This is a genomic window from Pantoea sp. GM01 (assembly GCF_000282675.1).
Classification (GTDB): Bacteria; Pseudomonadota; Gammaproteobacteria; order Enterobacterales; family Enterobacteriaceae; genus Pantoea; species Pantoea nemavictus.
Window position 1 is genome coordinate 1 of the sequence record NZ_AKIU01000026.1, and the last position, 26,745, is coordinate 26,745.

The 26,745-nt window shown below is 55.7% G+C and carries 25 protein-coding genes, 1 pseudogene and 1 other annotated feature; of the genes and pseudogenes, 12 read left to right on the top strand and 14 right to left on the bottom strand.

The annotated features are described in order from the left end of the window. Positions 1-750: pseudogene (locus PMI17_RS24430) on the top strand (hypothetical protein); the annotation flags it as partial. A 625-nt stretch (positions 751-1,375) separates the two neighbouring features. After that, a complete protein-coding gene (locus PMI17_RS05330) occupies positions 1,376-2,239 on the top strand; it encodes a hypothetical protein (protein WP_007886880.1) in 864 nt (287 codons plus the stop codon). Here the strand turns inward: PMI17_RS05330 and cueR are convergent. Then, entirely contained in the window at positions 2,236-2,664 is a 429-nt protein-coding gene (cueR, locus tag PMI17_RS05335; RefSeq protein ID WP_007886881.1) for a Cu(I)-responsive transcriptional regulator, read from the bottom strand. The genes PMI17_RS05330 and cueR overlap by 4 nt on opposite strands. A gap of 89 nt (positions 2,665-2,753) precedes the next feature. Between cueR and copA the strand changes: the two genes are divergently transcribed. The 3 genes from copA (at position 2,754) to ybaK (ending at position 6,924) form a co-directional block, all read left to right on the top strand. Then, positions 2,754-5,273 (top strand): copper-exporting P-type ATPase CopA, encoded by a 2,520-nt coding sequence (copA, locus tag PMI17_RS05340; protein ID WP_007886883.1) that lies wholly within the window; start codon positions 2,754-2,756, stop codon positions 5,271-5,273. A gap of 73 nt (positions 5,274-5,346) precedes the next feature. Then, positions 5,347-6,147 (top strand): TraB/GumN family protein, encoded by an 801-nt coding sequence (locus tag PMI17_RS05345; RefSeq protein ID WP_007886884.1) that lies wholly within the window; start codon positions 5,347-5,349, stop codon positions 6,145-6,147. A 297-nt stretch (positions 6,148-6,444) separates the two neighbouring features. After that, on the top strand, positions 6,445-6,924 hold the full coding sequence (gene ybaK, locus PMI17_RS05350) for a Cys-tRNA(Pro)/Cys-tRNA(Cys) deacylase YbaK (RefSeq protein WP_007886885.1): 480 nt from the start codon (positions 6,445-6,447) through the stop codon (positions 6,922-6,924). Here ybaK and PMI17_RS05355 read toward each other — a convergent pair. Then, positions 6,921-7,790 carry a LysR family transcriptional regulator gene (locus tag PMI17_RS05355; protein WP_007886886.1) on the bottom strand — a complete coding sequence of 290 codons (870 nt, stop codon included), beginning with the start codon at positions 7,788-7,790 and terminating at the stop codon, positions 6,921-6,923. The two genes, ybaK and PMI17_RS05355, sit on opposite strands and share 4 nt — an antisense overlap. 90 nt (positions 7,791-7,880) lie before the next feature. Here PMI17_RS05355 and PMI17_RS05360 point away from each other — a divergent pair, with 90 nt between their 5' ends. Next, complete coding sequence (locus PMI17_RS05360; protein ID WP_007886887.1) at positions 7,881-8,312, top strand: multidrug/biocide efflux PACE transporter; 432 nt, start codon at positions 7,881-7,883, stop codon at positions 8,310-8,312. Between the two features lie 79 nt (positions 8,313-8,391). Here the strand turns inward: PMI17_RS05360 and ushA are convergent, their stop codons facing one another. Continuing rightward, positions 8,392-10,146 (bottom strand): bifunctional UDP-sugar hydrolase/5'-nucleotidase UshA, encoded by a 1,755-nt coding sequence (gene ushA, locus PMI17_RS05365; RefSeq protein ID WP_007886888.1) that lies wholly within the window; start codon positions 10,144-10,146, stop codon positions 8,392-8,394. A 458-nt stretch (positions 10,147-10,604) separates the two neighbouring features. Here ushA and ybaL point away from each other — a divergent pair, with 458 nt between their 5' ends. Beyond that, complete coding sequence (gene ybaL / locus PMI17_RS05370) at positions 10,605-12,293, top strand: YbaL family putative K(+) efflux transporter (protein WP_007886889.1); 1,689 nt, start codon at positions 10,605-10,607, stop codon at positions 12,291-12,293. Positions 12,294-12,375: 82 nt separating this feature from the next. Here ybaL and PMI17_RS05375 read toward each other — a convergent pair whose 3' ends face one another. The 4 genes from PMI17_RS05375 to PMI17_RS05390 form a co-directional block, all read right to left on the bottom strand. After that, entirely contained in the window at positions 12,376-13,677 is a 1,302-nt protein-coding gene (locus PMI17_RS05375; protein ID WP_007886890.1) for an inosine/guanosine kinase, read from the bottom strand. A gap of 58 nt (positions 13,678-13,735) precedes the next feature. Beyond that, positions 13,736-14,695, bottom strand: coding sequence for a ferrochelatase (hemH, locus tag PMI17_RS05380; RefSeq protein ID WP_007886891.1), 960 nt, complete (start codon positions 14,693-14,695; stop codon positions 13,736-13,738). A 121-nt stretch (positions 14,696-14,816) separates the two neighbouring features. Next, a complete protein-coding gene (gene adk, locus PMI17_RS05385; protein ID WP_007886892.1) occupies positions 14,817-15,461 on the bottom strand; it encodes an adenylate kinase in 645 nt (214 codons plus the stop codon). A 151-nt stretch (positions 15,462-15,612) separates the two neighbouring features. Further along, positions 15,613-16,443: a DUF6024 family protein gene (locus PMI17_RS05390; protein ID WP_007886893.1), complete on the bottom strand. Its 831-nt coding sequence runs from the start codon at positions 16,441-16,443 to the stop codon at positions 15,613-15,615. A 188-nt stretch (positions 16,444-16,631) separates the two neighbouring features. Here PMI17_RS05390 and PMI17_RS05395 point away from each other — a divergent pair, with 188 nt between their 5' ends. Next, complete coding sequence (locus tag PMI17_RS05395; RefSeq protein WP_007886894.1) at positions 16,632-17,501, top strand: LysR substrate-binding domain-containing protein; 870 nt, start codon at positions 16,632-16,634, stop codon at positions 17,499-17,501. 41 nt (positions 17,502-17,542) lie between these two features. Here the strand turns inward: PMI17_RS05395 and htpG are convergent, their stop codons facing one another. The 6 genes from htpG to PMI17_RS05425 form a co-directional block, all read right to left on the bottom strand. Then, positions 17,543-19,417, bottom strand: a complete 1,875-nt coding sequence (htpG, locus tag PMI17_RS05400) for a molecular chaperone HtpG (protein ID WP_007886895.1) — start codon at positions 19,415-19,417, stop codon at positions 17,543-17,545. A 99-nt stretch (positions 19,418-19,516) separates the two neighbouring features. Then, entirely contained in the window at positions 19,517-20,122 is a 606-nt protein-coding gene (gene recR, locus PMI17_RS05405) for a recombination mediator RecR (RefSeq protein ID WP_007886897.1), read from the bottom strand. Then, on the bottom strand, positions 20,122-20,451 hold the full coding sequence (locus tag PMI17_RS05410) for a YbaB/EbfC family nucleoid-associated protein (protein ID WP_007886899.1): 330 nt from the start codon (positions 20,449-20,451) through the stop codon (positions 20,122-20,124). Before PMI17_RS05410 ends, recR begins: the two co-directional genes overlap by 1 nt. Before the next feature lie 50 nt (positions 20,452-20,501). Beyond that, complete coding sequence (gene dnaX, locus PMI17_RS05415) at positions 20,502-22,508, bottom strand: DNA polymerase III subunit gamma/tau (RefSeq protein ID WP_036620334.1); 2,007 nt, start codon at positions 22,506-22,508, stop codon at positions 20,502-20,504. Then, positions 21,099-21,160 (bottom strand) — a sequence feature (DnaX frameshifting element). It overlaps the preceding gene by 62 nt. A gap of 151 nt (positions 22,509-22,659) precedes the next feature. Next, positions 22,660-23,211 (bottom strand): adenine phosphoribosyltransferase, encoded by a 552-nt coding sequence (gene apt, locus PMI17_RS05420; RefSeq protein ID WP_007886903.1) that lies wholly within the window; start codon positions 23,209-23,211, stop codon positions 22,660-22,662. Between the two features lie 143 nt (positions 23,212-23,354). Next, a complete protein-coding gene (locus PMI17_RS05425; protein WP_007886905.1) occupies positions 23,355-23,744 on the bottom strand; it encodes a DUF454 family protein in 390 nt (129 codons plus the stop codon). A 57-nt stretch (positions 23,745-23,801) separates the two neighbouring features. Between PMI17_RS05425 and priC the strand changes: the two genes are divergently transcribed. The 3 genes from priC to rsmS are packed head-to-tail and all read left to right on the top strand — an operon-like array spanning position 23,802 to position 24,778. Further along, positions 23,802-24,314, top strand: a complete 513-nt coding sequence (gene priC, locus PMI17_RS05430) for a primosomal replication protein PriC (protein WP_007886907.1) — start codon at positions 23,802-23,804, stop codon at positions 24,312-24,314. A 51-nt stretch (positions 24,315-24,365) separates the two neighbouring features. Next, positions 24,366-24,611, top strand: coding sequence for a GlsB/YeaQ/YmgE family stress response membrane protein (locus PMI17_RS05435; protein ID WP_007886909.1), 246 nt, complete (start codon positions 24,366-24,368; stop codon positions 24,609-24,611). An 8-nt stretch (positions 24,612-24,619) separates the two neighbouring features. Then, complete coding sequence (gene rsmS / locus PMI17_RS24695) at positions 24,620-24,778, top strand: pleiotropic regulatory protein RsmS (protein WP_007886913.1); 159 nt, start codon at positions 24,620-24,622, stop codon at positions 24,776-24,778. On the opposite strand, the gene acrR is transcribed toward rsmS, so the two are convergent. Beyond that, positions 24,765-25,403, bottom strand: a complete 639-nt coding sequence (acrR, locus tag PMI17_RS05440) for a multidrug efflux transporter transcriptional repressor AcrR (RefSeq protein WP_007886915.1) — start codon at positions 25,401-25,403, stop codon at positions 24,765-24,767. The genes rsmS and acrR overlap by 14 nt on opposite strands. 142 nt (positions 25,404-25,545) lie before the next feature. Between acrR and PMI17_RS05445 the strand changes: the two genes are divergently transcribed. After that, positions 25,546-26,736: an efflux RND transporter periplasmic adaptor subunit gene (locus tag PMI17_RS05445; RefSeq protein ID WP_007886916.1), complete on the top strand. Its 1,191-nt coding sequence runs from the start codon at positions 25,546-25,548 to the stop codon at positions 26,734-26,736. Positions 26,737-26,745: the final 9 nt, after the last annotated feature.

Sequence of the window (26,745 nt, forward strand, 5' to 3'; positions counted from 1 at the left end):
CTGGCTGACGCCCGCCAGGCCGATGCCGATCGTCAGGCTAAACAGCTCAGCGCCACCAGCTATAAGCTCGGCGAGATTCAGCGCCAGCAGAAAAGCGCGGGCGTAGCGCCTTCTCAGGCTCCGCAGGTCAGCGCCACCAGCTACAGGCTCGGTGAGATGCAGCGTCAGCAGAAAAGTGCGGGCGTGGCGCCTTCTCAGGCTCCGCAGGTCAGCGCCACCAGCTACAAGCTCGGCGAGATGCAGCGCCAGCAGAAAAGTGCGAGCGTCGCGCCTTCTCAGGCTCCGCAGGTTAGCGCCACCAGCTACAAGCTCGGTGAGATGCAACGCCAGCAAATGATGATGGGTGTTGCTCCTGCCCAGGCTCCGCAGGTCAGTGCCACCAGCTACAAGCTCGGAGAGATGCAGCGCCAGCAAATGATGGTGGGTTCAATCAACGTAAGTGCGGCAAGTCTGCCAGGTAAGACACCGGTTAGCCTGACGGTAAACGGTGTCAGCACCACCACCACAGCGGCGGAGTTGGCTGCGGTGACTCCTTCTTTACAAGTTGCGGTGCCACACATCGCTGCCTTTGAGCGTAATCCGCTGAAAGGTGGGGCAAATGGACGGGCGATGCATGGCCATGCGAATAACGATCATGGCAATGGCGGTAGCAATTCCGAAGGAACACACAGCGCCGAAGCGCATGGTTTCGGTAATGGTGCCCATGCTGCTGCGGGTGGCGGTCATCAAGGCGGTGGTTTCCATTACTAACAGCAAAGTGTTTCACGGGGCTGTCGTCTGATGGCCCTTTTCTCAGCGTATAAACAAGACCACAACACTCAGCATTAACTTAACTCTCACTTTAAATAAGCTAAAGACTATCGGGGAACTTTAGATGTCAGATCACACACAACGCAATCAGCAAATCTATATGGCACATGTGGCAGGAAACACAGCGGCAGATATCGCGCAGGAATTTGGCCTCTCGCAACCCTATGTACGCCAATTGATCCGCGAAGCTAAGCAAGACTCGGCGTTTCACCCGCTAAGGGTAAAAAATGCAGCAGCATTAGCCTATCAGAATGTGGTTTTCGCTAAGTTTCACTGTCAGTAGGGATGTGCGCATTGAGAGAACATATTGTTTCCTGTCTGATAGCGCTCTACAAAATCGATATCTGTGCGGAATCACCCGAGTTAGTCATTTCACATGCGAGATTCATTCGGGAATATAAGCCAACCGATCGCGAGATTGAACAAGCGGCAGCCTTGCTTTATGAGGAAGGGGCTATTTTTGAGGACATAGAACACACTTTGAACAAACTGATACGACGTCGTTAAGATAAGCTTCTAACAATGTGGTAAATTCACCTGCACACTGTTAGAGGGATAGCCAGCCATGAAACGCTTTATTTACTATGGGTATAATTTCAAACGTAAAATCCCTGACTTAAAATCTCTGGTTGAGTGTGTCCAAAATGACAAGCCTCCTCTTACCTACCTTATGTCAAGTGAGGTTGAAGAGTGGGTAAAGCAAGGCGCGGAAGTTGACGTGAATCCGTTATTCGCCGGTTGCCAGTTCCAGTTTGCCGATGGAACAGCGATCGAATATGACAAAAAAAGCGCGAAGATTAAGCGTTACTCCGCCGATAATCGACCTGCCTGGTTCGTTGCGAAAAATGAGTACTGGTCTATCTGGCTACAGAACTTCCAGTACAAGTCAGATGAGGTCGCCCATCTGGTCAAAGAGATTAAGGATATGGATCTGGCACAGCGCCGCGAGCTGGCGGATCTGCTGTTTGATCTCGATCTGAAAAAATTATCTTCATCCACAACAGCTAATTCGCATAAAGAGCACAGCAAACCGCTTGGCAACACGCAGGGCCGCACCACCGCGCCGCGCGTCATGGACCTGGGTTCAATTGAGTTCTTTAAGCAGTTTGTTGATCGCCTACAGAACGCCATCGATGCGCATCAAATTCCGACGCTGCAAATCCTTACCGCTGAAGACGATATGAAAGCCGTTTCAGCCGAAGTGAAAGGTGCAACACGCACCTATTATCAGGCCATTTGTGGCGAGAACGTTCCCAATGTAAACCGCGCATCTTCGCTCAATCCAGACATCTATTGTGATCGTCTTAAACCGATGATCGCCGCGGTGCATGAAATCGGTGTTGAAAACTATTATGCCGAGATGGTGAAAGCGATAGCCGCTGCGAATGGCGCCTTTATTCGTGATTTCTCTTTTGCCTACCCGCTTTAATTTTTCCCTGAGTCGCGCTTGCCATCCGCGTGATGGCAGCATCCGGCCAGGTGATTGATGATTGGGCACTCCGCGCTGTCATCGCCCGGGCAAGCTTCTGCCAGTTCCAGCAAGCGCGCACGCATTACGTGTAACTCTTCGATATGTGCGGCAATCTCATCGGCTTTCTGCAAGGTGCGCGCTTTAACATCCGCGCTGTGCCGTGCAGGATTGTTGAACAGCGTCACCAGTTCCCGACACTCTTCCAGCGTAAACCCCACCTGACGCGCCTGGCGCAGCAGATTCAGTTCATCAATATGATGCGCCGCGTAATAGCGATAACCATTATCACTGCGTGATGGCGGCGTCACCACGCCCTTCTCTTCATAGAAACGAATCGCTTTGGTGGTGAGTCCGGTTTTTTTTGCCACATCGCTGATGTTCATATTCACCTCTTGACCTTCCCCTGAATGGAAGGTTTAGGGTACATCTCTAATGCAAATTTTGCATGCAGTCAAAACCTGAGGAGTAAACCATGCCACATACTCAACTGCTGGCGTTGGACGGCTTGTCCTGCGGCCACTGTGTTAAACGCGTAAAAGAAGCGCTGGAGCAGCGCAGCGATGTCGAACAGGCCGACGTCACGCAGGAAGAAGCGCGCGTAACTGGCGCCGCCAGTGCCAGCGATCTGATCGCCACGGTGGAACAAGCCGGTTATCACGCGGTGCTGAAAGACGGCGCAGCCAGCCCAAAGCCTAAACCGTTGACAGCTACAGAGCCGCCGCCGGAGGCGCTGACAACGGAGTCGCAACCGGCAGAATCGCTTACCAAAGATCTTCCCGTGCATCACTTACTGATTGGCGGCATGAGCTGCGCCAGCTGCGTGAGTCGCGTGGAGCAGGCGCTACAAAACGTGCCCGGCGTCAGCCAGGCACGCGTCAATCTCGGCGAGCGCAGCGCGCTGATCCTCGGCGATGCACCAGCCGACGCGCTGGTTAGCGCGGTCGATCAGGCGGGCTATTCCGCCGAAGTGATCGATGATGAACAAACGCGACGCGAACGCCAGCAGGTCAGCGCACGGCAAGCCATGCGGCGCTTTAGCTGGCAATCAGCGCTGGCCTTGCTGCTCGGCGTGCCGATGATGATTTGGGGCATGCTCGGCGACAACATGATGCTGAGCGCCGATAACCAAACGCTGTGGCGCACGCTGGGCGTGATCACTTTGCTGGTGATGCTGATTGCCGGTGGCCATTTCTATCGCAGCGCGTGGCGCAGTTTGCGTCACGGCACCGCCACCATGGATACGCTGGTGGCGCTGGGAACCGGCGCAGCGTGGCTCTATTCAATGAGTGTGGCGCTATGGCCAGAATTCTTTCCGCATCAGGCACGCCATCTCTATTTTGAAGCCGGCGTAATGATCGTGGGCTTAATCAATCTTGGCCACGCGCTGGAGCAGCGCGCACGCCAGCGTGCCTCAAAAGCACTGGAACGCCTGCTGGATTTAACGCCCGCGCAGGCGCGCGTCGTCAGCGATCACGGTGAAACCTTGCTGCCGCTGAGCGAGGTTCAGCCGGGCATGACGCTTAAACTGGTGACCGGCGATCGCGTGCCGGTAGATGGTGACGTCGTCAACGGCGAAGCCTGGTTTGATGAAGCCATGCTGACCGGCGAAGCCGTACCGCAGGCCAAACAGTCGGGCGACAAAATCTTTGCCGGTACGCTGGTGCAAAACGGCACGCTGCACTTTGTCGCGCGCGCCACCGGCAGCCATACCACGCTGTCGCGCATCATTAATCTGGTGCGACAGGCGCAAAGCAGCAAGCCTGACATCGGGCGTCTGGCCGATCGCATCTCCGCCGTTTTTGTCCCGGTGGTGGTCGCGATTGCGCTGCTGAGCGGCCTGATTTGGTATCTGGTTGGTCCGCAGCCGCAGCTGGCTTATACCTTAGTGATTGTCACCACGGTGCTGATCATCGCCTGTCCTTGCGCCTTGGGTTTAGCCACGCCGATGTCGGTGATTGCTGGCGTGGGACGCGCGGCAGAACTGGGCGTGCTGGTGCGTGACGCCGATGCGCTGCAACGTGCCAGCGAAGTCGATACCATCGTGTTCGACAAAACCGGCACCCTGACGCGCGGCACGCCGCAGGTCAGCGATGTGGTGCTTTACAGCGACTGGAATCGCCAGCAGGTGCTCAGCGCGGCGGCGCAGATGGAGCATGGATCCAGCCATCCGCTGGCTAAAGCAATTCTCGCTGCCGCGCCTGATGTCAGCGGCGAAGCGGTTAAGCAATTTCGTACAATACGTGGCAAAGGCATCAGCGCTAAAGTTGACGACAGAACGCTGCTGCTGGGTAATCAGGCGCTGCTGGATGCACATCAGATTGATTACCGCGCCGCGCAAGCGGATATCGAGCACTTTGCCGCACAAGGCGCTACGCCGGTGCTGCTGGCCGATAGTCATCAGCTACTGGGATTAATCGCGCTGCGTGACAGCCTACGTCCGGAGAGCAAAGTGGCGCTGCAGCGTCTGCATCAGCTGGGTTATCGCTTGATTATGTTGACCGGCGATCACCAGAAAACCGCGCAGGCAATTGCCGCCGAAGCCGGAATTGATGAAGTGATTGCCGGCGTACTGCCGGAGGGCAAAGCGCAGGCCATTACTCAGCTGCAGCAGCAAGGTCGCAAAGTGGTGATGGTGGGCGACGGCATTAATGATGCACCGGCGCTGGCGCAGGCAGATGTCGGTATCGCGATGGGCGGCGGCAGCGACGTGGCGGTTGAAACCGCAGCAATGACGCTGATGCGCAACGATCTGCACTGCGTCGCCGATGCGTTGTCGATAGCCAGCGCCACGCTGCGCAATATGCGTCAGAACCTATTAGGCGCCTTCATTTACAACAGTTTGGGCATTCCGATTGCCGCGGGCGTGCTCTATCCGTTTACCGGCCTGCTGCTGAGCCCAATTGTGGCGGGCGCGGCGATGGCGCTATCGTCAATTACCGTAGTGAGTAACGCTAACCGTTTGCTGCGCTTCAAGCCCGCGCAGCGGGAATAGCCACTCCAGCCCTGTTCTTCCGTGGATGAAATCGCTAGCATGGATTTTTGCATTAAAAAGGACAGGACAGGGAATGAGACACGGTCTGTGGCACAGCATCCAACAACGGATCGCGACCCTTTTCCCGGCCAGTTACAGCTGGCCGGCCATGGATATTCAGCTGGGTGACCGACGCCTGCATCTGGCGGGCAGCATCCATATGGGCACGCGCGACATGCAGCCGCTGCCCGCCGGTTTGCTGCGTCAGCTTAATAAAGCCGACGCGCTGATTGTTGAAGCCGATATTACGCAAGGCGCATCGCCGTTTAGCAACGATGATGCGCATCCGCCGCTGGCAATGCGCCTTGCAGCTGACGTGCTGCAACGGCTGCAAGCCCTGTGTGATGAGCTGTCACTTTCACTGAGCGTTTTCGACACGCTGCCGTTCTGGCAAATCGCGTTGATGTTACAGGCACAACAGGCGCAGCGACTCGGCTTACGTCCGCAGTTTGGCATCGATTATCAGCTGTTGCAGGCGGCAAAAGCGGCGAATAAACGCATTATTGAACTGGAAGGTCCGGAAACCCAGATCGCCCTGCTGAAATCGCTGCCGCAAGATGGTTTGCCGCTGTTGCTGGATACGCTTGAGCATTGGCATACCAACGCACGTCTGCTGCAAACCATGATTAGCTGGTGGCTGGATGCGCCGCCAACGCAGCAACCGGTGGCGTTGCCCAGCACTTTTAGCAGCGAGCTTAACGACACGCTGATGCGTAATCGTAATCAGCACTGGCGCGAACTGTTGCTGGCATTACCTAAAGGGCGATATGTGGTGGCGGTGGGCGCGCTGCATCTGTATGGCGACGATAATTTGCCGGGGTTGCTGAAGAAATAAATTCTGCACTTATCCGTAGCGGCGCAATTTATTGCGCTCAATTGAGCTTACGAATGTCGCTGAAAAGCGCGCGATAAATCGCGCCGCTACAAGTATGTGCGAGTGATAACAATGGAAAAATTCAGAAAAAAAGAAGGCCAATAATAATATTGGCCCGTCAAAGAGGAATTTGTTTATGATTTTGGTTATCACCAGCAATCTCTTGCTGGCGCGGGCCAATTCTCGCGCAAAGTTCAGAATTTCGCCACTGTTTTTCCATCAAAACTGAAATAAGAATATTCCTAACAAGGACCAATCATGACGCCCGCGGTAAAACTTCTGGAAAAACAAAACGTCACCTTTACCCTGCATCCGTATGACCACGACAGCCATGAAACTCATTTTGGTGATGAAGCGGTGCGTAAGCTCAATCTTGATGCGCGCCAGGTATTCAAAACTTTGCTGGTGTCGCTCAATGGCGATGCCAAAGCGCTGGCCGTGGCGGTGACGCCGGTCTCAACTCAGCTGGACCTAAAAAAGGTCGCCAAAGCGCTGGGCGCCAAGAAAGCCGATATGGCCGATCCGCAGCTGGCACAGCGCGTAACCGGTTATCTGGTGGGCGGCATTAGCCCGCTGGGACAGAAAAAACGTCTGCCAACGGTGATCGATCGGCAGGCGGCGGAGTTCGCCACCATTTTCATCTCTGGCGGCAAACGCGGGCTGGATATCGAACTGGCGGCGCAGGATTTGTCGCGCCTGCTGGATGCGCCGCTGGCCGATGTCGCCAGACGCGATTAATCGGGCTGCTGGGCGCAGAGTTGATCGATCATCCAGCGCCCGGCCGGCCCCGGTGGATTGCGTCGTGACCACACCACATCTACCGCAATACGCTGTGGCCAGCCCGGCACCGGCAGCTCTTTCAGCACCTGATGACCAAACTGCTCCACTAGCCAGCGCGGCAATACGCTCCAGCCGAAACCCTGCTCCGCCATCTCCAGCAGTAACAGATAGGATGGCGCTGACCACACGCGTCCGGCGGGCAGCGGCTCACGATTTTGCACCCACGTGTTGAGCCGTAGATGTCGCAGCTCACCTAACTGCCCTTCACTCACCTGCTGCAACTGCGACAAGGCATGATCCTGATGCAGATAGATCGCCATCTGCGCGCCAACCTGCAGGCGCGCCACCGCCAAATCCGGCGGCAACTGTGGCTGCGCCCGTACCACGCCGAGATGCACACGACCGGCCTGCAACAGATCTAAAGCATCCGCATCCTCCGCGATCATGCACTCGAACTCGATATCCGGATAACGTTGATCAAAACGATTGAGCAAATTTTGATGATGATCGGCCTGCCAGAAATCAGAGATCGCCAGGCTAAGGCGCGGCTCAACCCCCTGCGACAGGCGCACCGCCAGCTCATCCAGCCGCTGGCTGGCGGCCAGAATCTGCTGCACCTGCGCAAACGCACGCTGTCCATGTTCGGTGAGCACCGGCTGGCGTCCGCTGCGATCAAACAGCGTGAAGCCCAGATCATCTTCCAGATTAGCTACCGCGCTGCTGATGGTGGACTGGCTTTTTGCCAACGCGCGCGCTGCCGCTGAAAACGATCCGCTGGCGACGGTTTGCACAAAAGCTTCAAGAGATTCCGGGGAGTACTTCATGGTGAACCATCGCTTTTATCGATAGGTGATCATTTTATCTTAGCATTTTAGGGTGCGAAAATACGCGACATCACTAATCAGGAGGTTTCTATGCGTACCCGTTCGCTGAAAGAACGTTTTTGTCATGCCGCAGGCTTTGAAGGGTTGGCACTTATCACCGTTGCGCCGCTGGCTGCCTGGATCATGGAGAAACCGCTGTTTCAGATGGGCGCGCTGGCGATCATGCTGTCGACCGTCGCCATGCTGTGGAACATGATCTATAACACCGGTTTTGATCGCATCTGGCCGCCGCAGGTTAAACGCGGCTTCGGTCTGCGCGCTATGCACGCGCTGGGCTTTGAAGGTGGTTTTATCCTGATCGGCTTGCCGATTGCCGCCTGGATGCTGAATATTTCGCTGCTGGAAGCCTTCGTGCTGGAAGTGGCGTTCTTTCTGTTCTTCCTGCCCTACACCATGCTCTACAACTGGGTGTGGGATAAATTGCGCCACCGTTGGGTGACGCAGAAATCCTGTCAGGCTTGATGCCTCTCTGAAAACCGGTCGCCATGAAGGCCGACCCTACGGCCCAGGTGCGCAATCATGCGCACCTGGCCATCAACGTTCAATGTTGCTGCGCGGCGCGCGGCCAAATCCACGCCAGAATCATCTGCGGATAGCTTGGTTTCCGCTGCTTCTCCTGCGCTTTGTTGCGCTCCTCAATCTGCGCTTCCGTCAGATGCACGATGCCGGTTGGCGCAAAGTCGGCAATCTTCAACGGAGAATGCTGGCTAACAAATTCGCGCAGCACATCGGCATCGCGCAGCCCGCTATTGCTGAAACCGGCATGGGTTTCGATGTTCGGATAACCGTCGCCGCCGCTGGCGTTGAAGCTGTTGGTCGCCATGCGATAAGTTTTATCCTTTTGCAGCGCCTCGCCGTTGATCTTCACATCGCTCACGCCTTTGCCATCCGCTACCAAACTGATGTTGGTGAACTGCGCGAAGCCACCTGAGTCCACTTTGATATTGGCCACTGTCGCCAGATAGTTCAGCAACTCATTGCCGGTCAGCGTGACCGATACCACCTGATTGCCGAACGGCTGCACCTGCAGCAGATCGCGCCAGCTCAGATTACCCTGCGCCAGTGAAGTGCGAATGCCGCCACCGCTCATCACGGCAAAGTCCGCTTTGGTCGCATCCATCTGCGCGCGCAAAATCAGCTGACCGAGGTTGGTTTGTTCAAATCGCACCTTGTCGCGTTCGCCAACGAATACGCCATCGCTGCTGCCGACTTTCACATCCAGCTTCTTGCCGGCACGCAGTTGATAAGGGGTTAACAGCTTCATCATCGCGCTGTTTTTCGGGATCTCCTCCTGCCAGGTGAGCCAGGATTCGCTGCCGTCGAGGTTCTTCACTTTATGTTTCAGATTCACCGGGATCAGCTGGTAATTCTCCAGCGTCAGCTCGCCATTACGAAAGGTGAAGTCACCACGTCCAACGAATTTGCCCCACTCCTTCGCCTGCATGATCCACACGCCATTCTGGCGATCCGGCTGGCACGGTTGGCCCGGCTGATAATCTTTTACGCTGACGTTCTCTTTCTCCATGCACACCGCATCCTGCGAATGGCCGCCGATGATCACATTGAGGGTGCCGGGCGGCAGGCTGCGTGCCAGCTCAACGTCGCCTGGCGCATTGCTACCGTGCTGACCGTCGTCGTAATGACCCATATGCGTTAGTGCGATAATGACGTCAGGTTTTTCACTGGCGCGCAGTTCCGCCACCGCTTTCTCGGTCTCTTTCACCGGATCGCGGATATCGATGGCGGCGATATTCTCCGGATTGGAGATGCGCAGCGTGTCGGTGGTGGTCAGGCCGATTACCGCGATCTTTAGCCCCATGCGATTAAAGGTCGCCCACGGCTTAAATAAGCGCGTGTCGGTGCCTTTTTGATAGATGTTGGCCGAAAGGAACGGAAACTTGGCCCACTTCTGCTGCTTCTGCAGCACGCTGAGTGGTTTATCAAATTCGTGGTTGCCCAACGCCATGGCGTCATAGCCGACCAGATTCATGCCGCGAATATCCGGCTCCGCATCCAGCATATCTGACTCTGGCACGCCGGTGTTCACATCGCCCGCTGAGAGAATCAGCGCACCACCGCCTTTAGCCTGCACATCATAACGCTGTTGATCCATCAAGGTTTTCTGTGCCGCCAGGCCATATTCGCCCTGAGCGTTAGTCCAGTAACGACCGTGATGATCGTTGGTGTGCAAAATGCTGAAACGATAACTGCGATCCGTTTGCCACGCCTGCGCCAGCATCGGCAGCAGTAACACTAACAGCGCCAGCCAGCGCCCTTTTCGCGGTGATAAAAACAATGCCGATCTCCTTATTCTGCGTTTTTCCACTGAGCGGTGGACTTAATCTGCGTTTTCGCCCTTCTGTGTCGCACAGATGACTCATTAACTCAAGATGAAAGACGTTTTACGTGGATCAGCTTGCAACGATCTGCTGCTCATCACCAGAATCTAATCTGCCATCCACCGTCCAAATCCTGGCCTGGTCACCCGTTATCCCCTTTATGACGGCTTTATCTGTGATAACCACTTTCCCTAAGCCCCTTTCACAGGGCAACTATTTTTCCTCATCGCCCTTCATTCTGCGTATTTGCAGCCGATATAGTGAGATAACTGATGAAAATGAAGCTTCAGCTGCGTTTTTGTCTCATTTTTTCAATTTACTGGTCTTTTACCGCTCAAATGTTTAAACGCGGTGAGCGATTGTGCATTACACTAGGTTGTTACAAGCGGATACATTTGCACACAAGGAGACAGGCATGCATCACACCACACCGTTGATCACTACCATTGTCGGGGGGCTGGTCCTCGCATTTCTCCTTGGTATGCTGGCAAACCGCCTGCGCATCTCACCGCTGGTCGGTTACTTATTGGCTGGCGTGCTGGCCGGCCCTTTCACGCCAGGCTTTGTCGCAGATACTAACCTTGCACCAGAACTGGCTGAACTCGGCGTGATTCTGCTGATGTTTGGCGTCGGTTTGCACTTCTCGCTGAAGGATTTGATGTCGGTAAAGTCCATCGCCATTCCTGGCGCCATCGCGCAAATTGCCGTGGCGACGCTGCTGGGAATGGGACTTTCCTGGACCATGGGCTGGTCGTGGATGACCGGTCTGGTATTTGGCCTGTGTCTTTCTACCGCCAGTACCGTGGTGCTGCTGCGGGCGCTTGAAGAACGACAACTGATTGATAGCCAGCGCGGACAAATCGCCATTGGCTGGTTAATCGTAGAAGATTTAGTGATGGTGCTAACGCTGGTGCTGCTGCCCGCCATCGCCGGCATGCTGGAACAGGGCAACGCCAGCCCAACTCTGCTGCTGTGGGATCTGCTGCTGACCATCGGCAAAGTCGTCGCCTTTATGGTGCTGATGATGGTGGTAGGCCGCCGCGTCGTGCCATGGATTCTCGCCAAGAGTGCCGCTACCGGTTCGCGTGAGCTATTTACCCTTGCGGTACTGGCGCTGGCGCTTGGTATCGCCTTTGGTGCGGTCGAATTCTTTGATGTCTCCTTCGCGCTTGGCGCCTTCTTTGCCGGCATGGTATTGAATGAATCTGAACTCAGCCACCGCGCCGCCCACGATACCTTGCCGCTGCGCGACGCCTTCGCCGTGCTGTTCTTTGTTTCAGTCGGCATGCTGTTTGATCCGATGATCCTGATTGAGCAGCCGCTGGCGGTACTTGGCGCGCTGGCGATTATCGTGCTGGGCAAATCGATTGCCGCCTGGCTGCTGGTGACGCTGCTGGGTCATTCCCGTCGTACCGCAATGACCATTTCAGTGAGCCTGGCGCAGATTGGTGAATTCGCCTTTATCCTCGCCGGCCTCGGTATCTCGCTGGGTATGCTGAGCGACGAAGGTCGCAATCTGGTGCTGGCGGCGGCGATTCTCTCCATCATGCTTAACCCGATTCTGTTTACCCTTCTGGAACGCTATCTCGATAAAACCGAGACTATGGAAGAGCAGACGCTGGAAGAAGCCATTGAAGAGGAGAAGCAAATTCCGGTGGATATCTGTAACCACGCCGTGCTGGTCGGCTATGGCCGCGTTGGCAGCCTGCTGGGACAAAAGCTGATGGAAGCGGATGTGCCGCTGGTGGTGGTGGAAAACTCCCGTCCACGCGTTGAAGCGCTGCGCGAGCAAGGCATCAAAGCGGTACTGGGCAATGCAGCACGCGTCGATACCATGGAGTTAGCGCGTCTCGATTGCGCCCGCTGGCTGCTGCTGACCATTCCGAATGGCTATGAAGCCGGTGAAGTGGTCACCGCCGCACGTGAGAAGCGTCCGGACATTGAGATCATCGCACGTGCGCATTATGACGATGAGGTGACCTACATTATGGAGCGCGGCGCCAATCGTGTGGTGATGGGCGAACGTGAAATCGCTAACAGCATGTTGCACGTGCTGGAAGAAGAGATTGCGCAGAACCCGATTGTGCGTGAGTGCCCGATTTAAATTTGTGCGGTCTTAGGCCAGGTCGCCATTAATGGCGACCCTACCGGCGTCAGGTGCGCATTAATGCGCACCGATGCCACCCTCAACGATCCCAATACGACTCTTCTAAACTGTCTTCCCGCTCCGGCAGACCGCGCGTCAGACGCGGTGAATGCTGGTTCAACACCTGATAACTCACCCGGTTCGCATATTTACACACTTGTGCCAGCGACGAATATGTCAGGTATTCACGGCCATGTTTGCTGGAGTTAGGCACCTTCTGGCGATGGAAGTTGTTGGCGGTGATGTCATGCAGCAGCGCTGCCAGTGCGCCATCGCCCGCGCCGTTGGTGTTCATGATCTTCTCCGGCCCGCCCATATACGGCGCGATATGCGAGAAGATGCGCAGCGGCTGCTGGCAATCTTTATGGCGCATCGCGCGACTAAATTCATACTGGTTGAATTCGGCCAGCGCGCCTGGCAGCAGCGGATGATTGGTTTTGCGTTTGAACTCGTCTTCGGTGAATCCGGCCATGTACAAACCGGTCGGCCCGGCGGTGCACAGCACTAAATCCACCCAATCCAGCGCCATGTTCGATGCCAGCAACGGGTCTTGCTCACCGGTCAGCGCGAAAGCCTCTTCTTCATTCATCGCGACGATCGAGACGTGATCGCGCAGGAAATCGCGCCAGAATTGCGGGTTATCCTGAATCACATATTTAGTACCGAGCGTCAGCACCACCGGCACATTGTGTTTCTTCGCATATTCGATGGCGCGCAAGGTCGCTTCCGGCATCGGTTCGCCCGGCTGGCAGCGCACCAGATAAGAGGTCAACACCAGCGCCGACGCCCCCGCAATCACCTCTTCCGGGATGTTGTTAGCATGCAGCTGATTCATTAAACCAGGGCTGATGGCGAAGGTGCGTTCGCCCTGCTCGCCAATCAGCGTGAAGCAGCGGCCAATGGCGCCATCAACGCCCTGCAGGAAGTTGAGATCCATGCGGCTGGAGGTATTGCACAGATAGCGATAGGCGTAGCCGCCGATCTGGATGTTGTTACACATTACGCCCAGCAGTACAGAGCGATCATCGGCGAGAACGGAGTAGTTGTGTAAGGTATTGCCGATGGTGCCGCCGGCAAACTGATGGCTGATGAGCTCTTCACGCATGAGTTCGTTGTAGAGGGCCTCAGCGGTGGCATCGTCGATCACTAGCGAGTGACCGGCACTGAGACCGTAACGTTGCAAAAAGTCATCGTCGACTTTGGCTTCGATATCCACCAGCGTCTGGTCGATACCCACCACCCAACTGCCCTCTTCCTGCTCTTGCTGCGTAGCTTGCAGCAGCGGATCGCGCGCGTTGACGGGGAAATAGTGTTTGGATTTGCGTTTGCCGGGAAATTTCATCGAGAGTGCCGTCAGGGAAAATCAGGCAGAGAATGATATCACACTCTCTGCCACACCCTTAACGGCGCGCGTTGACCAACTGCACCATCATTTCAATGTGCTCAGCATCGTCGTTGAGCGCCGGAATGTACTCGAACTTTTCGCCGCCGGCATGCAGGAAGATCTCGCAGTTCTCCCCGCTAATCTCCTCCAGCGTTTCGAGGCAATCTGCGGCAAAGCCTGGACTCATCACCTGCACGTGCTTGATGCCTTTCGCCGGCAAACTCTTCATGGTTTCGTCGGTATACGGCGTCAGCCACGGCTCGCGGCCAAAGCGCGACTGGAAGGTCATCATGATCTTATGCGGTGCAATGCCTAAGGCCGCCGCCAGCGCAGCAGTGGTGTCTTTGCAGCGCTGCGGATAATCATCGCCTTCATTGGCGAAACGCTGCGGAATGCCGTGATACGACAGCACCAGCAGATCCGGTTCGCCATGCTGCGCGAAGGAGCGCTCCACCGAGGCTTTCAACGCGGCGATGTAGGCCGGATGTTCCGCATAATCGCGAATAAACGCCACTTCCGGCAGTGAACGCAGCGGTTTGAAACTGGTGGCTAATCCATCCCACACCGCCGCAACCGTCGAACAGGAGAACTGTGGATAGAGCGGCAGCACGATGAGTTTATTGACGCCCTGCGCCAGCAGACGCTGCAGGGCGCTATCCAGGCTGGGCTGGCCGTAGCTCATGCCAAGTTCAACCGGCATATCTAAACGCTGCGCTAAGGCTTCACGCTGACGCTTGCTGAACACCATCAGCGGCGAGCCTTCCTCCATCCACACCGAGGCATAGAGTTTCGAAACGCGCGGCGATCGGAATGGCACAATGATGAAATTGAGAATCGGCCACCACAATAAGCGTGGCGTATCGACCACACGTGGATCGCCGAGGAACTGTTTTAGATAGCGCTTAACCGCAGGTGTGGTGGGTGCGTCTGGCGTGCCTAAATTAACCAGCAAAACCCCGGGCTTTTCTTGCCTCATTGTATTTCCTTGATGTCGAAACGAATGGGTCAAATGCAAAATCAGGGGGAAATTGTAGCGGAAATCGTGGGAGGGGAAAGCAATTGCTGCAAAAGGGCCGGACAACCGGCCCCAGAACGCCTTAGCCGAGGATCGTGGCCAATTGCGTGCTCACTTCAGCGACCGGGCGGGTGCCGTCGATTTTGTGATATTCGGTGTTGCCGTCCTGCGCTTCTTTGCCGTAGTAGGCAATCAGCGGCGCGGTCAGTTGATGGTACTCCACCAGACGCTTACGCACGGTCTCTTCCTGGTCATCTTTACGCGTGGTCAGCTCTTCGCCGGTCAGGTCATCTTTACCTGCCACTTTCGGTGGATTGTAGGTGACGTGATAAACGCGGCCAGATGGCGTATGTACGCGACGACCGACAATACGATCCACAATCAGCTCGTCCGGAACAGCAAACTCCAGCACGTAGTCAACCTTGATGCCCGCTTCTTTCATGGCATCAGCCTGCGGGATAGTGCGTGGGAAGCCATCGAGCAGGAAACCGTTTTTGCAGTCTTCCTGCGCGATACGCTCTTTAACCAGCGCAATCACTAACTCGTCAGTCACCAGTTTACCGGCATCCATGATCGCTTTAGCCTGTTGGCCCAGTTCGGTGCCTGCTTTCACTGCCGCACGCAGCATGTCACCCGTGGAGATTTGCGGAATACCGTACTTCTCCATGATAAATTGAGCCTGAGTGCCTTTACCTGCGCCCGGAGCTCCGAGCAGAATAATACGCATTGCGTAATTCCCCTTGCGAATTGCATTGTTCAATCTGAGAAGGCGAAGAACATACCATTATGACCCGCGCACCACAAGGAAACGGGCGTGCTTGCCATGAAAGGTCTACTTTGACCTGCTTTGTCAGCGAATACCAGCAGAGTGCCTGTTTTTAAGAATTACGGCTAAGCATCAGCACGTCCTTCAGGCGCTTTTTTAAGGTCGGCGTGACGTTGAGATGTTTGTTTACGCCGCCGCGCACATTGGCCCGCAGCCGCAAACGGCCCTGCTGTGGCAGAACCTGAATATCCTGCGGTAATGCATGAGCATTGAGACCGCTCGGCAGCGGAAAAAGCGCAAAGGGTAAACCCGGTTGCTGAATAGAGTGCAATATAAAGGGCGAGTCGAGCGCGATATTCTCCACCATAGCAATGTTGAAGGGCCGCCACTCGCTATCATCCATTAATTCAAGTGCCTGTTCCGGCGCCTCGCCTAGCGCTAATCCCTGCTCAAACAGCCGCAGCTCGCTGCGTACCAGCGTACTGAAATCTGCGGTGCGCAGCGCGATCATCACCAGGTCACCACAAAGCGCAGCATGCCTGTCGAGGCGCGCAACAAACAGCCGCGCATCGCTAATTAAGCGCTTATGCAGCTGCGTAGCAAACGACTCCGACGCATCGGTAACGCCCTGGCTTTGACATTCGCTCAGTGCGCGTACCCGGCCCTGCTGCATATCAACGTGCTCCACCAGCGCAATATTGCCCGCCATCATCGGCAAGGTGGGCAACACGCTGAGTTCACTGACCGGATATTGCGAGGCATAGCGGGTTTGATTACGCGCCTGCTCCTGACGAAGAAAGAGCTGGGAAAGCAGCACCCGTGCAATATGCAAAGAGGGGGCGAAGAAGATATCGTAGTTTTCAAGCCGGTAATGACGAGACAGCAAGCCGCGAAGCTTATCGCGCGCCGCCGCCGCCCTGGCAGTAGCAAGTTGTGGAGCCATCGCGTGACATTTCTCTGGTTATTGTGCTGTGTGCGGGAAGTGAAGCGTGGCGGTGATTTCGGCGTAAAACACAGAGAAGCTCAGCCGTCAACCCGCCATAATCTGGGGGAAAGGTTAAGCCAATGCGGCTGGACATTAAAATGATATAAACTGACAATCCCTGTTAGGTTTTTACACAAGGGACGAGTATGACCGCGCTTCCATCATTACGTGCTCTGCAATATTTCCACCAGGCGGCACTGTATAGCAGTTTTAGCGTGGCGGCCGAACGTCTACATGTCACCCACAGCGCCATCAGCCATCAGGTGCGGCAACTGGAAAGCTGGATGGGCAAGCCGCTGTTTGTGCGGGCCAGCGGACGCGTCAAATTAACCTCACACGGTGAGCGTTTGCTGGTGAGTTGTCAGAAAGCGTTCAGCGAACTCTCCACCACCTGCGAAAGCATCCGCACCGGCATGCGTCATCACCTCAGCGTCTCCTGCGCGCCCAGCTTTCTGGCGCAATGGCTGATTCCACGCATCGCCAGCTTCTATCAGCGCTATCCCGATATTGAAGTGCAGTTTCAGCCGCTGGTGGAGATTGACCAGCTGCGCAGTGAGCACACCGATGTGCTGATCCTCAGCGCTGAGCAATCACCCGATGACGATATTGATGCCACCTTGATCAGCGATGATTATATCGGCCCGCTGTGCGCTCCGCTGTTTGCGGCGCGTTTTCAAAGCGAACAGGATCTCGCCTCGCTGCCGCTGCTGCACGCCGATACGCGCCTGCATGCCTGGGCGGAATGGGCGAAAACCAGCGGCGCGCGCGGCAATTTCTGGATCGGCAAGCATTTCGATAATTTGACGTTAGGGATTCAGGCGGCAAAAAATGGCTTAGGCGTGATCATGGCACCACGTCTGTTGGTGCGTAAGGAGTTGAGTGACGGCACTTTGATTGCGCCGTTAGGCTTTGTGCGCGTCGATCGCGCCACCTTGATGATGACCAAGATTTCACGCCAGCACGATGCGGAGATTACGCTGTTTCGCGATTGGTTACGCGATCAGGCGCAGATATAAAAAAGGTCGCCAGGAATGGCGACCTTACGAGTTTGGTGCGATTACGCCGTCAGCAGCTGATTCATACGACGGATAAACTGGTTCGGATCGTCGAGCGTACCGCGCTCGGCCAGCAACGCCTGATCCAGCAGCAGCTCAACCCACTCGGCAAAGCGCGTTTCGTCCTGGGTATCCGCCACGCGTTTAACCAGCGTATGCTCCGGATTGATCTCGAAGATGTACTTCACCTCCGGCACGTCCTGACCAGCCGCAGCAAACAGCTTCGCCATCTGCGTGGTCATTTCGTTAGCATCGGTGGTGACGATTGCTGGCGTGTCGGTGAGACGATGCGTCAGACGCACCTCTTTCACGCGCTCGCCCAGCAGAGTTTTCACGCGCTCAACAAACGGCTCCAGCGCTTTTTCCGCTTCTTTCTGCTCTTCAGTCTCTTCATCGGCCAGCTTGCTCAGCGAATCATCCGCTTTGCTGACTGACTGGAAGGTTTTGCCGTCGAATTCGGTGAGGTAGCTCATCATCCATTCGTCGATACGATCGGAGAGCAGCAGCACCTCAATGCCTTTCTTGCGGAACAGTTCCAGATGCGGACTGCTCTTCGCGGCGGCATAGCTGTCGGCGGTGATGTAGTAAATCTTATCCTGACCTTCCACCATGCGGCTCAGGTAATCGTCGAGCGAAATGGTCTGCTCGGCGCCTTCGCTCTGGCTGGTGGCAAAGCGCAGCAGTTTAGCAATCGCCTGCTGGTTGGCGTTGTCTTCGGCTGGACCTTCTTTCAGCACCAGACCGAACTCTTTCCAGAACTGCTGATATTTTTCCGCGTCGTCTTTCGCCAATTTTTCCAGCATCTGCAGGCTACGCTTGGTCAGCGCGGCGCGCAGGCTTTGGGTAACGCGGCTGTCCTGCAGGATTTCACGTGACACATTGAGCGGCAGATCGTTGGAATCTATCAGACCACGGACAAAGCGCAGGTAGTTCGGCATGAACTGCTCGGCGTCGTCCATGATAAACACGCGCTGCACGTAAAGTTTCAGGCCGTGCTTGCTGTCGCGATTCCACATGTCAAACGGCGCGCGCGCCGGGATGTACAGCAGGCTGGTATACTCCTGCTTACCCTCCACGCGGTTGTGGCTCCAGATCGCCGGATCGCTAAAATCATGGGCGATATGTTTGTAGAACTCGTTGTATTCGTCGTCGCTGATCTCTGACTTATTTCGCGTCCACAGCGCCTGGGCTTTGTTGATCTTTTCCCAGCTGCTTTCGCCGCTCTCTTCATCTTTCGTCTCGATCTCAACCGGCAGCGCGATGTGATCGGAATATTTACTGATGACGTTACGCACGCGCCATGCATCAAGGAAATCGTCCTCGCCTTCGCGCAAGTGCAGGGTGATCTCGGTACCGCGATCGGCTTTCTCAATCTCCGCCAGCGTGTACTCACCTTCACCGGCTGATTCCCAGAACACCGCTTCATCGGCTTTTGCACCCGCCGCGCGGGTACGCACGGTGACTTTGTCGGCCACAATAAAGGCAGAATAGAAGCCGACGCCAAACTGGCCGATCAACTGGCTATCTTTTGCCTGGTCGGAACCCATGGATTCGAGGAAAGATTTGGTACCGGATTTGGCGATGGTGCCGAGGTTCTCAATCACCTCATCACGACGCATACCGATGCCATTGTCGCTGAGCGTCAGGGTGCGGTTTTCCGGATTGACCGAGATGCGCACGCGCAGGTCGCCGTCGCCTTCATACAGATCTGGCGTCGACAGCGCGCGGAAGCGCAGCTTATCGGCGGCATCAGAGGCGTTTGAAATCAGCTCGCGCAGGAAAATCTCTTTGTTTGAATAGAGAGAATGGATCATCAGGTGCAGAAGTTGTTTTACCTCTGACTGGAAGCCACGCGTCTCTTGTCCTTTCATGGTCATTGCTACCTCAACTGAATCGGGGTTGATGATACGTTGAGAGAGAAATGGGGGTGAAGGGCAGGATTTCAAGCCGATGTCCGCGAAGACATCGGCAAGTGATTAGAATTTAATCTTGTGGCGTCCGGCGAGCGAGTGCGACAGCGTGGTGCCATCGACCATTTCCAGCTCGCCGCCAACCGGCACACCGTGCGCAATGCGGCTGGCATCAACGCCATATTGTCCGCACAGCTCGGCGATGTAGTTGGCGGTGGCTTCCCCTTCCACCGTGGGATTGGTAGCGAGGATCACTTCGGTTAAAGTTTCACGCTCCAGACGCTGCTCCAGCCGATCTAAGCCGATATCCTGCGGACCAATGCCATCCAGCGGTGACAAGTGGCCCATCAGCACAAAGTAGCGGCCGCCAAACTGGCCGGTCTGCTCAATGGCGTGAATATCCGCCGGGCTCTCCACCACGCAAATCTGACCGTTTTGTTGACGGCGTGGATTGGCACAGATGGTGCAGATCTCCTGCTCGGTGAAGGTACGGCAATCGGCGCAGTGGCCGATTTCCGACATGGCGCGGGTCAGAGCCTGCGCCAGACGCATGCCACCGCTACGATCGCGTTGCAACAGCTGAAAAGCCATGCGCTGCGCCGACTTCGGGCCAACGCCCGGCAGGCAGCGCAACGACTCCATCAAAGATTCAAGCAGTGGACTGGTTTGCATTAGAACGGCATCTTGAAGCCAGGTGGCAGCTGCATACCGTTAGAAACTGAAGCCATTTTCTCTTTTTGCGTTTCGTCGATGCGACGCGCTGCATCGTTGAACGCCGCCGCAATCAAATCTTCCAGCATGTCTTTGTCATCTTCCAGCAAGCTTGGATCGACTTCGACACGACGGCAGTTGTGCGCACCGTTGATGGTTACTTTGACTAAGCCAGCACCTGATTCACCGGTCACTTCGATCGCGGCAATCTCTTCCTGAACTTTGGCCATTTTGTCTTGCATCTGCTGGGCCTGTTTCATCAGGTTGCCCAATCCGCCTTTACCAAACATAGTTTTCTCTCTCTGCTGGGGCTGCGCGCAATCAACGCGCGGCAGCATGTTCACACCGGTCGAATACTCTCTTCATCCAAATCGGCATCGAAGAAGCGACGCAGTGTCTGAATGTGGGTATCGCTTTCGATCGACTGCCGCGCTTGCGACAGCTTCTCTTCGTAAATGGCCTGACGCCACTCCAGTGGCGTCAATACCGTAGGATTATCGTCTTCAATAATAGTCAATTCAACCGGCTGACCGGCAGACTGACTCAACGCTTCCGTGAGCGCCTGCTTAGCAGCAGCAGAATTGAGATGGCGCTGGCTGCTGCGCAGATGCAGCGTAATGCCATTTTCCGCCACCTCTTTCCACGCGTTGAGCGCCACCTGCTGCACCAGTTTCGGCAGCGTCAGCGCGGCAATCTCAGCCGCCCATGCATCGCGCTGCTGAGCCTCTTCCGCCAGACGTAGCGCCAGCTCAGGGGTTTTCTCATGCTCAAGTGCAGAACGCAAGGCTTTTGGCGTCGCCACGGGTTCAGGCTTAGCCTCAACCGGCAGCTGGGTTTTCCAGCGATAAGCTTCCGGTTTAGCCGGTGCTTTTACCGCAGGTTCAGCCGCACGTTGTTGTACGCGTTCAGTGACGCTAGCGAGACGTTCCAGCGCCGGATTCGCCGGCCGCGCGGAACGCGCTGCCGGCTCACTCTTTTTTGCTTTGCCGGCTCCCTGACGCAGCAGCTGCGTTCGCGCCTGTAACAACTGGCTGGTGGAGTCGGGTAGCGGATCGGGCGCAGATTGCAGGTCAGGATAATCATCTGACATCGGCGGCGCCTCATTATCCGGCGGCGCCATATGCGGTTGTGCAGCCGGTGCCGCTTTCGGCGCAGAAGCGACAGGCGCGGACGCTGCTGCGGGGGCCGCAACCTGCGACGCAGCTTGTGGCGCGGCTTGTGGCGTCAAAGTTGGACGCGCTACCGGCTCAGCAATTGCCGCCTGCGGATGGAATGCCAGGGCACGCAGCAGCGTCATTTCAACGCCTAAGCGACGATCCGGTGCCAGCGGCAGATCTTTCCGTCCCATCAACAGCGTTTGGTAGTAAAGCTGCACGTCCGCTGGAGGCAGCACGCGCGCTAACTCGCGCAGGCGATCGGCCTGACTGAGATCGTCCTCGCTGAGCGAACTCGGCAGCAGCTGCACCATCGCCACGCGGTGCAGTAAACGCAGCATCTCTACCAACAGCGCTTCCCACTCAACCCCGCGTGAGGCCGCCTGGTTCAGCAGCGCCATCACCTGCTCGCCCTGCCCGTCCACCAGCGCTTCAATCAACGCCAGCGGCTGTTCATCGTCGAGCGTGCCGAGCATTTGCGCCACGCTATCGCGCGTTACGCTGCCCTGCCCCATCGCAATCGCCTGATCGGTCAGGCTGAGCGCATCGCGCATACTGCCGTCAGCGGCGCGGGCCAGCAGATGCAGCGCACGTGGTTCGGCAGCGATTTGCTCTTGCTGTAATACATGCGCCAGCTGTTGCTGGATTTGCTCAACGTCGAGCGCTTTGAGGTGGAATTGCAGGCAACGCGATAGGATTGTTACCGGCAGCTTCTGCGGATCGGTGGTCGCCAGCAGGAATTTAACGTGTGATGGCGGCTCTTCAAGGGTTTTCAGCAGCGCGTTAAAGCTGTGACGCGACAGCATGTGCACTTCATCGATCAGATAGACCTTGAAGCGCCCACGCGCCGGTGCGTACTGCACGTTATCGAGCAGATCGCGCGTGTCTTCAACTTTGGTGCGCGATGCGGCATCGATCTCAATCAGATCGACAAAACGCCCCTGCTCGATTTCGCGGCAGTTATCGCATTGTCCGCACGGCGTCGAGGTGATACCGGTTTCGCAGTTAAGTCCCTTCGCCAACAGACGCGCGATCGAGGTTTTACCTACGCCGCGGGTGCCGGAAAAGAGATAAGCATGATGGATTCGTCCCAGTGACAACCCGTTGGCCAGCGCAGTCAGCACATGTTCCTGACCGACTACGTCAGCGAAAGCCTGGGGACGCCATTTTCGCGCAAGTACCTGATAGCTCATGTGGATTCAATCACTGGATTTTAGGGAGAAGGGAGAAAATGCGGTTTCGCAAACCCTGTTTATTTTGGCAGTAGTTTAACAGCCACAAGCGGATCAGCAACCGATAACTTTGCGGAGGTTGCGCCCCGCCGCACAGCGGAGCGCACAGGCCTTAGTGGCCGGGGAAATTGACCAGGCTAAAGCACTCAACGCCCATGGCGGTGAGACGGGCTTCACCGGTCAGGTCAAACAAATTAATCACGAAGGCGGCATCTTTCACTTCACCACCAGCGCGGCGGATCAATTTTACTGTCGCTTCAAGGGTGCCGCCCGTTGCCAGCAGATCGTCGACAACCAGCACCACATCGCCTGGCTTGATTGCATCTTTATGCAGCTCGAGCGCGTCGGTGCCGTACTCCAGCTCATAACTTTCACTGAAGGTTTCACGCGGCAGTTTGCCTGGCTTACGCACCGGCACAAAACCCACGCCCAAACCCAACGCGACAGGCGCACCAAACAGGAAGCCACGCGCCTCAGTCCCCACCACCTTGGTGATGCCTTTGTCACGATAACGCTCAACCAGAATGGCGATCGACGCGGCATAGGCCTGCGGATCTTCCATCAGACTGGTCACGTCACGGAACAGAATGCCCGGCTTAGGATAGTCAGGAATGCTTTTGATGCTGTTTTTGATGAGTTCAAGCTGCTGCGCAGTTGGGGTCATAAATGTTACGCCTGGAGAAAATATCTAATACGCGCAGCTTCTCTAGCGCCAATAACCGGAAACCGGCTTAAGCGAAGTCGTTTATAAGGGAAGCCACGCACGAAGATGCCCAAATCTATGCAAATACCCGGCTAAATGCAACCCTAACGCGACTGTTGCGGCGGGTCGGCGTTCTCTGCAACAACCGGAATGCGCCACATAAACAGCACTAGCAGAGCGAGCATTACGCCCAGCAGAATGCGCACCCACAGCAAATTCACCAGATAGATTGAGACGGAAAAGGTGGCCACAATCATCAGGATAGCGCGCCCTTTAGCCCCGGGCGGCATGGCGCGATGCTGTTGCCAGTGGCGAATATAGCGACCAAACGGCGATCGCCACAGCAACCAGTGGTGGAAACGTGGCGACGAGCGCGCAAAACACCAGGCCGCCAGCAACACAAATGGCGTGGTGGGTAATAAAGGTAATACAATGCCCAGCGTACCTAGCACAATCGCCAGCCAGCCAAGGCTCAGTAGTAAAATACGCTGCATGCCTGATGCCTGAAAGAGTCAAAACAGCGTTACGTTAACACAGTCGGAAACCGAGTGATGCCCCAACCGCCCGCACAACAGCGTCTTCATGCCATGTTAGATTTACTGCGCCAGCAGATTGCGCAGCAGCCGGATGGTGCCTGTCGTCAGCCACGTTTTGACACTCAGCTATTTCGCACCAGCGGCACGCGCCTGGCGGATTATCTGCGCGAGTTGGAAAGCAATGTTTCACAACTAACCGCAGCCGATAGCGATGTGGCGCGCCGTCAGTGGCTGGCAGAGAAAGTACTGGATCAGATCGCCGCCTTGCAACGCGAATGCGAGAGCCAACAGTTGCGCGTCAAGCGTGAGCGTCCGCGCATTGATTCACGTCAAAAAAAACGCGAAGAGTACCAAGGCTTTGAACAGCGACTGCTGGCGATGATTCAGCAACGCGAACAGCATCTGGCGCGGGCTGAAACCCTGAGCGTTCAGCAGCAACTGATCCGTGAAGTTGATCAGTTACAGGAGCGTCTGGCGCGCTGTCGTGCCGCCATCTACAAACTGGAATTACAGTTTACCTCGCGCTAAGCACGGCGCTTTTTCCTCTATACTCGTTGCGATGCGCAGGAGGAGAAAATCATGACGCTGGTTTTTTGGATTGTGATGGGATTAGCCGCGGGTTGGCTCAAGCGGGTTATTTTTCCCGGTCGTCCGGGAGGATTCGTGCCTACGCTGGTGCTGGCAGTGATTGGCGCACTCATTGGTGGCTATATCGCTACTTACTTTACTACCGGCGATCTCGCCACCTTGCATCCGGCCGGTTTCGCCGCAGCGCTGCTCGGCGCACTGTTAATGCTGCTGGTCGCGGCGAAATTACGTATTTAGGAGGAAAAATGTCACTGGACAGCGCACCGGACGAAATCAAGCTTGCCGTCGATTTGATTCAACTGCTTGAAGAGAATAACGTCCCCACCGCTACCGTACTGGCGGCGTTGGCGATCGTTCAACATGATTATGAGCAAAAACAAGCGGCGGAAGTTAAGGCGGACTAAGCAGCGTTGGACTCAGCCTTAGCATATCGAGAAAGGCATCCACCAGCTGCGGTGCATCTTCTGCCAGATCAAAGCTTTGCGGGTTGAACAACCAGCTTTCCATCATGCCATTGATATAGCCCCGCATCAGTAGCGCGGCCTGGCGTGTATTGAGGCCCGCAGGCAACTGACCGGCATCAATACAGAGACGTAGCACGTTTTCAATTCGATCGTAACACTCTTGCAGTAAGCTCTGCTGCATATCCTGTAAGGTCGACATTTCGCCAACAAATTCACATTTATGAAAGATAATCTCCATTAATGCGCGTCTTTGCGGATCCTTTGCTGTGGCGTCAAGGATATAGATCAACATCGAACGGACAACAGAAAGTGGATCGCCAGGGTATTTTGTCTGATACTCAAGTTCCACATCGTCCAGCCCAGCGTCACAACGTAGCCAGATCTCATGTAATAGATCGGCTTTATTTTTGAAATGCCAGTAAATAGCACCGCGCGTGACGCCGGCCGCTGTTGCGATATCCGCCAGAGACGTGGCGGCCACACCGTGTTCGGAAAAGTGTGCTAATGCGGCGTCAAGAATTTGATGCCGTGTTTCAAGAGCTTGCGCTTTGGTTTTTCGTGCCATGCTGGGCTTTTTTTACAAACTTGTAAGTTTACATACATTTGTGAATGTATGTACCATAGCACGACCCGTGTTTTAACGCAGCAATGGGTTTATCGGTTTGTGATCCATTGATCATTTGATATCGGACACTAGAGGTTTATTTATGAATAAAAACAGAGGATTAGCGCCTCTGGCGGCCGTCCTGATGCTTTCAGGCAGCTTTGTGTTAACAGGATGTGATGATAATAAATCCCAGCAAGCCGCCCAGCAGCAGCCCCCAGAAGTGGGTGTTGTGACGTTAAAAAACGAACCCTTGAAAATTACTACTGAGCTGCCGGGCCGTACCTCGGCCTTCCGCGTTGCGGAAGTTCGCCCTCAGGTGTCAGGTATAATTCTCAAGCGTAATTTTGTTGAAGGTAGTGATGTAAAGGCCGGTCAATCGCTGTATCAAATCGATCCCGCCACCTATCAGGCAGCCTATGACAGTGCCAAAGCCGATTTAGCGCAGGCAGAAGCCAATGCCCGCGTCGCGCAGCTAACCATTACGCGTTATAAGCCGCTGCTGGGTACCAAGTACATTAGTCAGCAGGATTATGACACCGCAGCAGGCACTGCAGCGCAGACTGCGGCAGCCGCTCAGGCGGCGCGTGCCAATGTGGAAACCGCCCGCATCAATCTGGCCTATACCAAAGTGACCTCGCCAATCAGCGGTCGTATTGGTAAATCGTCAGTGACCGAAGGTGCACTGGTTTCAAATGGGCAAACCACCGCGTTAGCAACCGTGCAGCAGCTCGATCCTATGTATGTTGACGTGACCCAATCCAGCGATGATTTCCTGCGTTTGCGCGCAGAGCTGGAATCCGGTCAGCTGAAACAGAATGACGGTAAGGCCAACGTCACCCTGCTGATGCAAAACGGTAGCGCATATAGCCAGTCAGGCACATTGGAATTCTCTGATGTCAGCGTGGATGAAACCACCGGTTCTATTACGCTGCGCGCCATCTTCCCGAATCCGGACAATCGCCTGCTGCCAGGTATGTTTGTTCGCGCACGTCTGGATGAAGGCACCAACCCAACCGCATTGCTGGTACCGCAACAGGGCGTAACCCGCACTCCAACCGGTCAGGCTACGGCAATGGTCGTTGGCGCAGATAACAAAGTGGAATCACGTAACATCACCGCTAATCAGGCATTTGGCGACAAATGGCTGGTGACGGAAGGTCTGAAAGAAGGCGATCGGGTGATCACCACCGGTATCCAGCGTGCCAAACCGGGTGCGCAGGTGACGCCACAAGAAGTCCCCGACGATGCCAAAGCTGCGCCAGAATCACCGTCTGCTAAATCATCGTCATAAACAGGAGCC

What these genes read in the sequence shown, in the direction of transcription:
- rsmS (WP_007886913.1), top strand. Translation starts at nt 24,620, where the DNA reads ATGTCACTGGACAGCGCACCGGACGAAATCAAGCTTGCCGTCGATTTG.
- PMI17_RS05345 (WP_007886884.1), top strand. Translation starts at nt 5,347, where the DNA reads ATGAGACACGGTCTGTGGCACAGCATCCAACAACGGATCGCGACCCTT.
- ybaK (WP_007886885.1), top strand. Translation starts at nt 6,445, where the DNA reads ATGACGCCCGCGGTAAAACTTCTGGAAAAACAAAACGTCACCTTTACC.
- ybaL (WP_007886889.1), top strand. Translation starts at nt 10,605, where the DNA reads ATGCATCACACCACACCGTTGATCACTACCATTGTCGGGGGGCTGGTC.
- PMI17_RS05360 (WP_007886887.1), top strand. Translation starts at nt 7,881, where the DNA reads ATGCGTACCCGTTCGCTGAAAGAACGTTTTTGTCATGCCGCAGGCTTT.
- recR (WP_007886897.1), bottom strand. Translation starts at nt 20,122, where the DNA reads ATGCAAACCAGTCCACTGCTTGAATCTTTGATGGAGTCGTTGCGCTGC.
- copA (WP_007886883.1), top strand. Translation starts at nt 2,754, where the DNA reads ATGCCACATACTCAACTGCTGGCGTTGGACGGCTTGTCCTGCGGCCAC.
- PMI17_RS05445 (WP_007886916.1), top strand. Translation starts at nt 25,546, where the DNA reads ATGAATAAAAACAGAGGATTAGCGCCTCTGGCGGCCGTCCTGATGCTT.
- PMI17_RS05355 (WP_007886886.1), bottom strand. Translation starts at nt 7,790, where the DNA reads ATGAAGTACTCCCCGGAATCTCTTGAAGCTTTTGTGCAAACCGTCGCC.
- cueR (WP_007886881.1), bottom strand. Translation starts at nt 2,664, where the DNA reads ATGAACATCAGCGATGTGGCAAAAAAAACCGGACTCACCACCAAAGCG.
- adk (WP_007886892.1), bottom strand. Translation starts at nt 15,461, where the DNA reads ATGCGTATTATTCTGCTCGGAGCTCCGGGCGCAGGTAAAGGCACTCAG.
- acrR (WP_007886915.1), bottom strand. Translation starts at nt 25,403, where the DNA reads ATGGCACGAAAAACCAAAGCGCAAGCTCTTGAAACACGGCATCAAATT.
- apt (WP_007886903.1), bottom strand. Translation starts at nt 23,211, where the DNA reads ATGACCCCAACTGCGCAGCAGCTTGAACTCATCAAAAACAGCATCAAA.
- htpG (WP_007886895.1), bottom strand. Translation starts at nt 19,417, where the DNA reads ATGACCATGAAAGGACAAGAGACGCGTGGCTTCCAGTCAGAGGTAAAA.
- PMI17_RS05375 (WP_007886890.1), bottom strand. Translation starts at nt 13,677, where the DNA reads ATGAAATTTCCCGGCAAACGCAAATCCAAACACTATTTCCCCGTCAAC.
- hemH (WP_007886891.1), bottom strand. Translation starts at nt 14,695, where the DNA reads ATGAGGCAAGAAAAGCCCGGGGTTTTGCTGGTTAATTTAGGCACGCCA.
- PMI17_RS05395 (WP_007886894.1), top strand. Translation starts at nt 16,632, where the DNA reads ATGACCGCGCTTCCATCATTACGTGCTCTGCAATATTTCCACCAGGCG.
- priC (WP_007886907.1), top strand. Translation starts at nt 23,802, where the DNA reads ATGCCCCAACCGCCCGCACAACAGCGTCTTCATGCCATGTTAGATTTA.
- PMI17_RS05390 (WP_007886893.1), bottom strand. Translation starts at nt 16,443, where the DNA reads ATGGCTCCACAACTTGCTACTGCCAGGGCGGCGGCGGCGCGCGATAAG.
- PMI17_RS05425 (WP_007886905.1), bottom strand. Translation starts at nt 23,744, where the DNA reads ATGCAGCGTATTTTACTACTGAGCCTTGGCTGGCTGGCGATTGTGCTA.
- PMI17_RS05410 (WP_007886899.1), bottom strand. Translation starts at nt 20,451, where the DNA reads ATGTTTGGTAAAGGCGGATTGGGCAACCTGATGAAACAGGCCCAGCAG.
- dnaX (WP_036620334.1), bottom strand. Translation starts at nt 22,508, where the DNA reads ATGAGCTATCAGGTACTTGCGCGAAAATGGCGTCCCCAGGCTTTCGCT.
- PMI17_RS05435 (WP_007886909.1), top strand. Translation starts at nt 24,366, where the DNA reads ATGACGCTGGTTTTTTGGATTGTGATGGGATTAGCCGCGGGTTGGCTC.
- PMI17_RS05330 (WP_007886880.1), top strand. Translation starts at nt 1,376, where the DNA reads ATGAAACGCTTTATTTACTATGGGTATAATTTCAAACGTAAAATCCCT.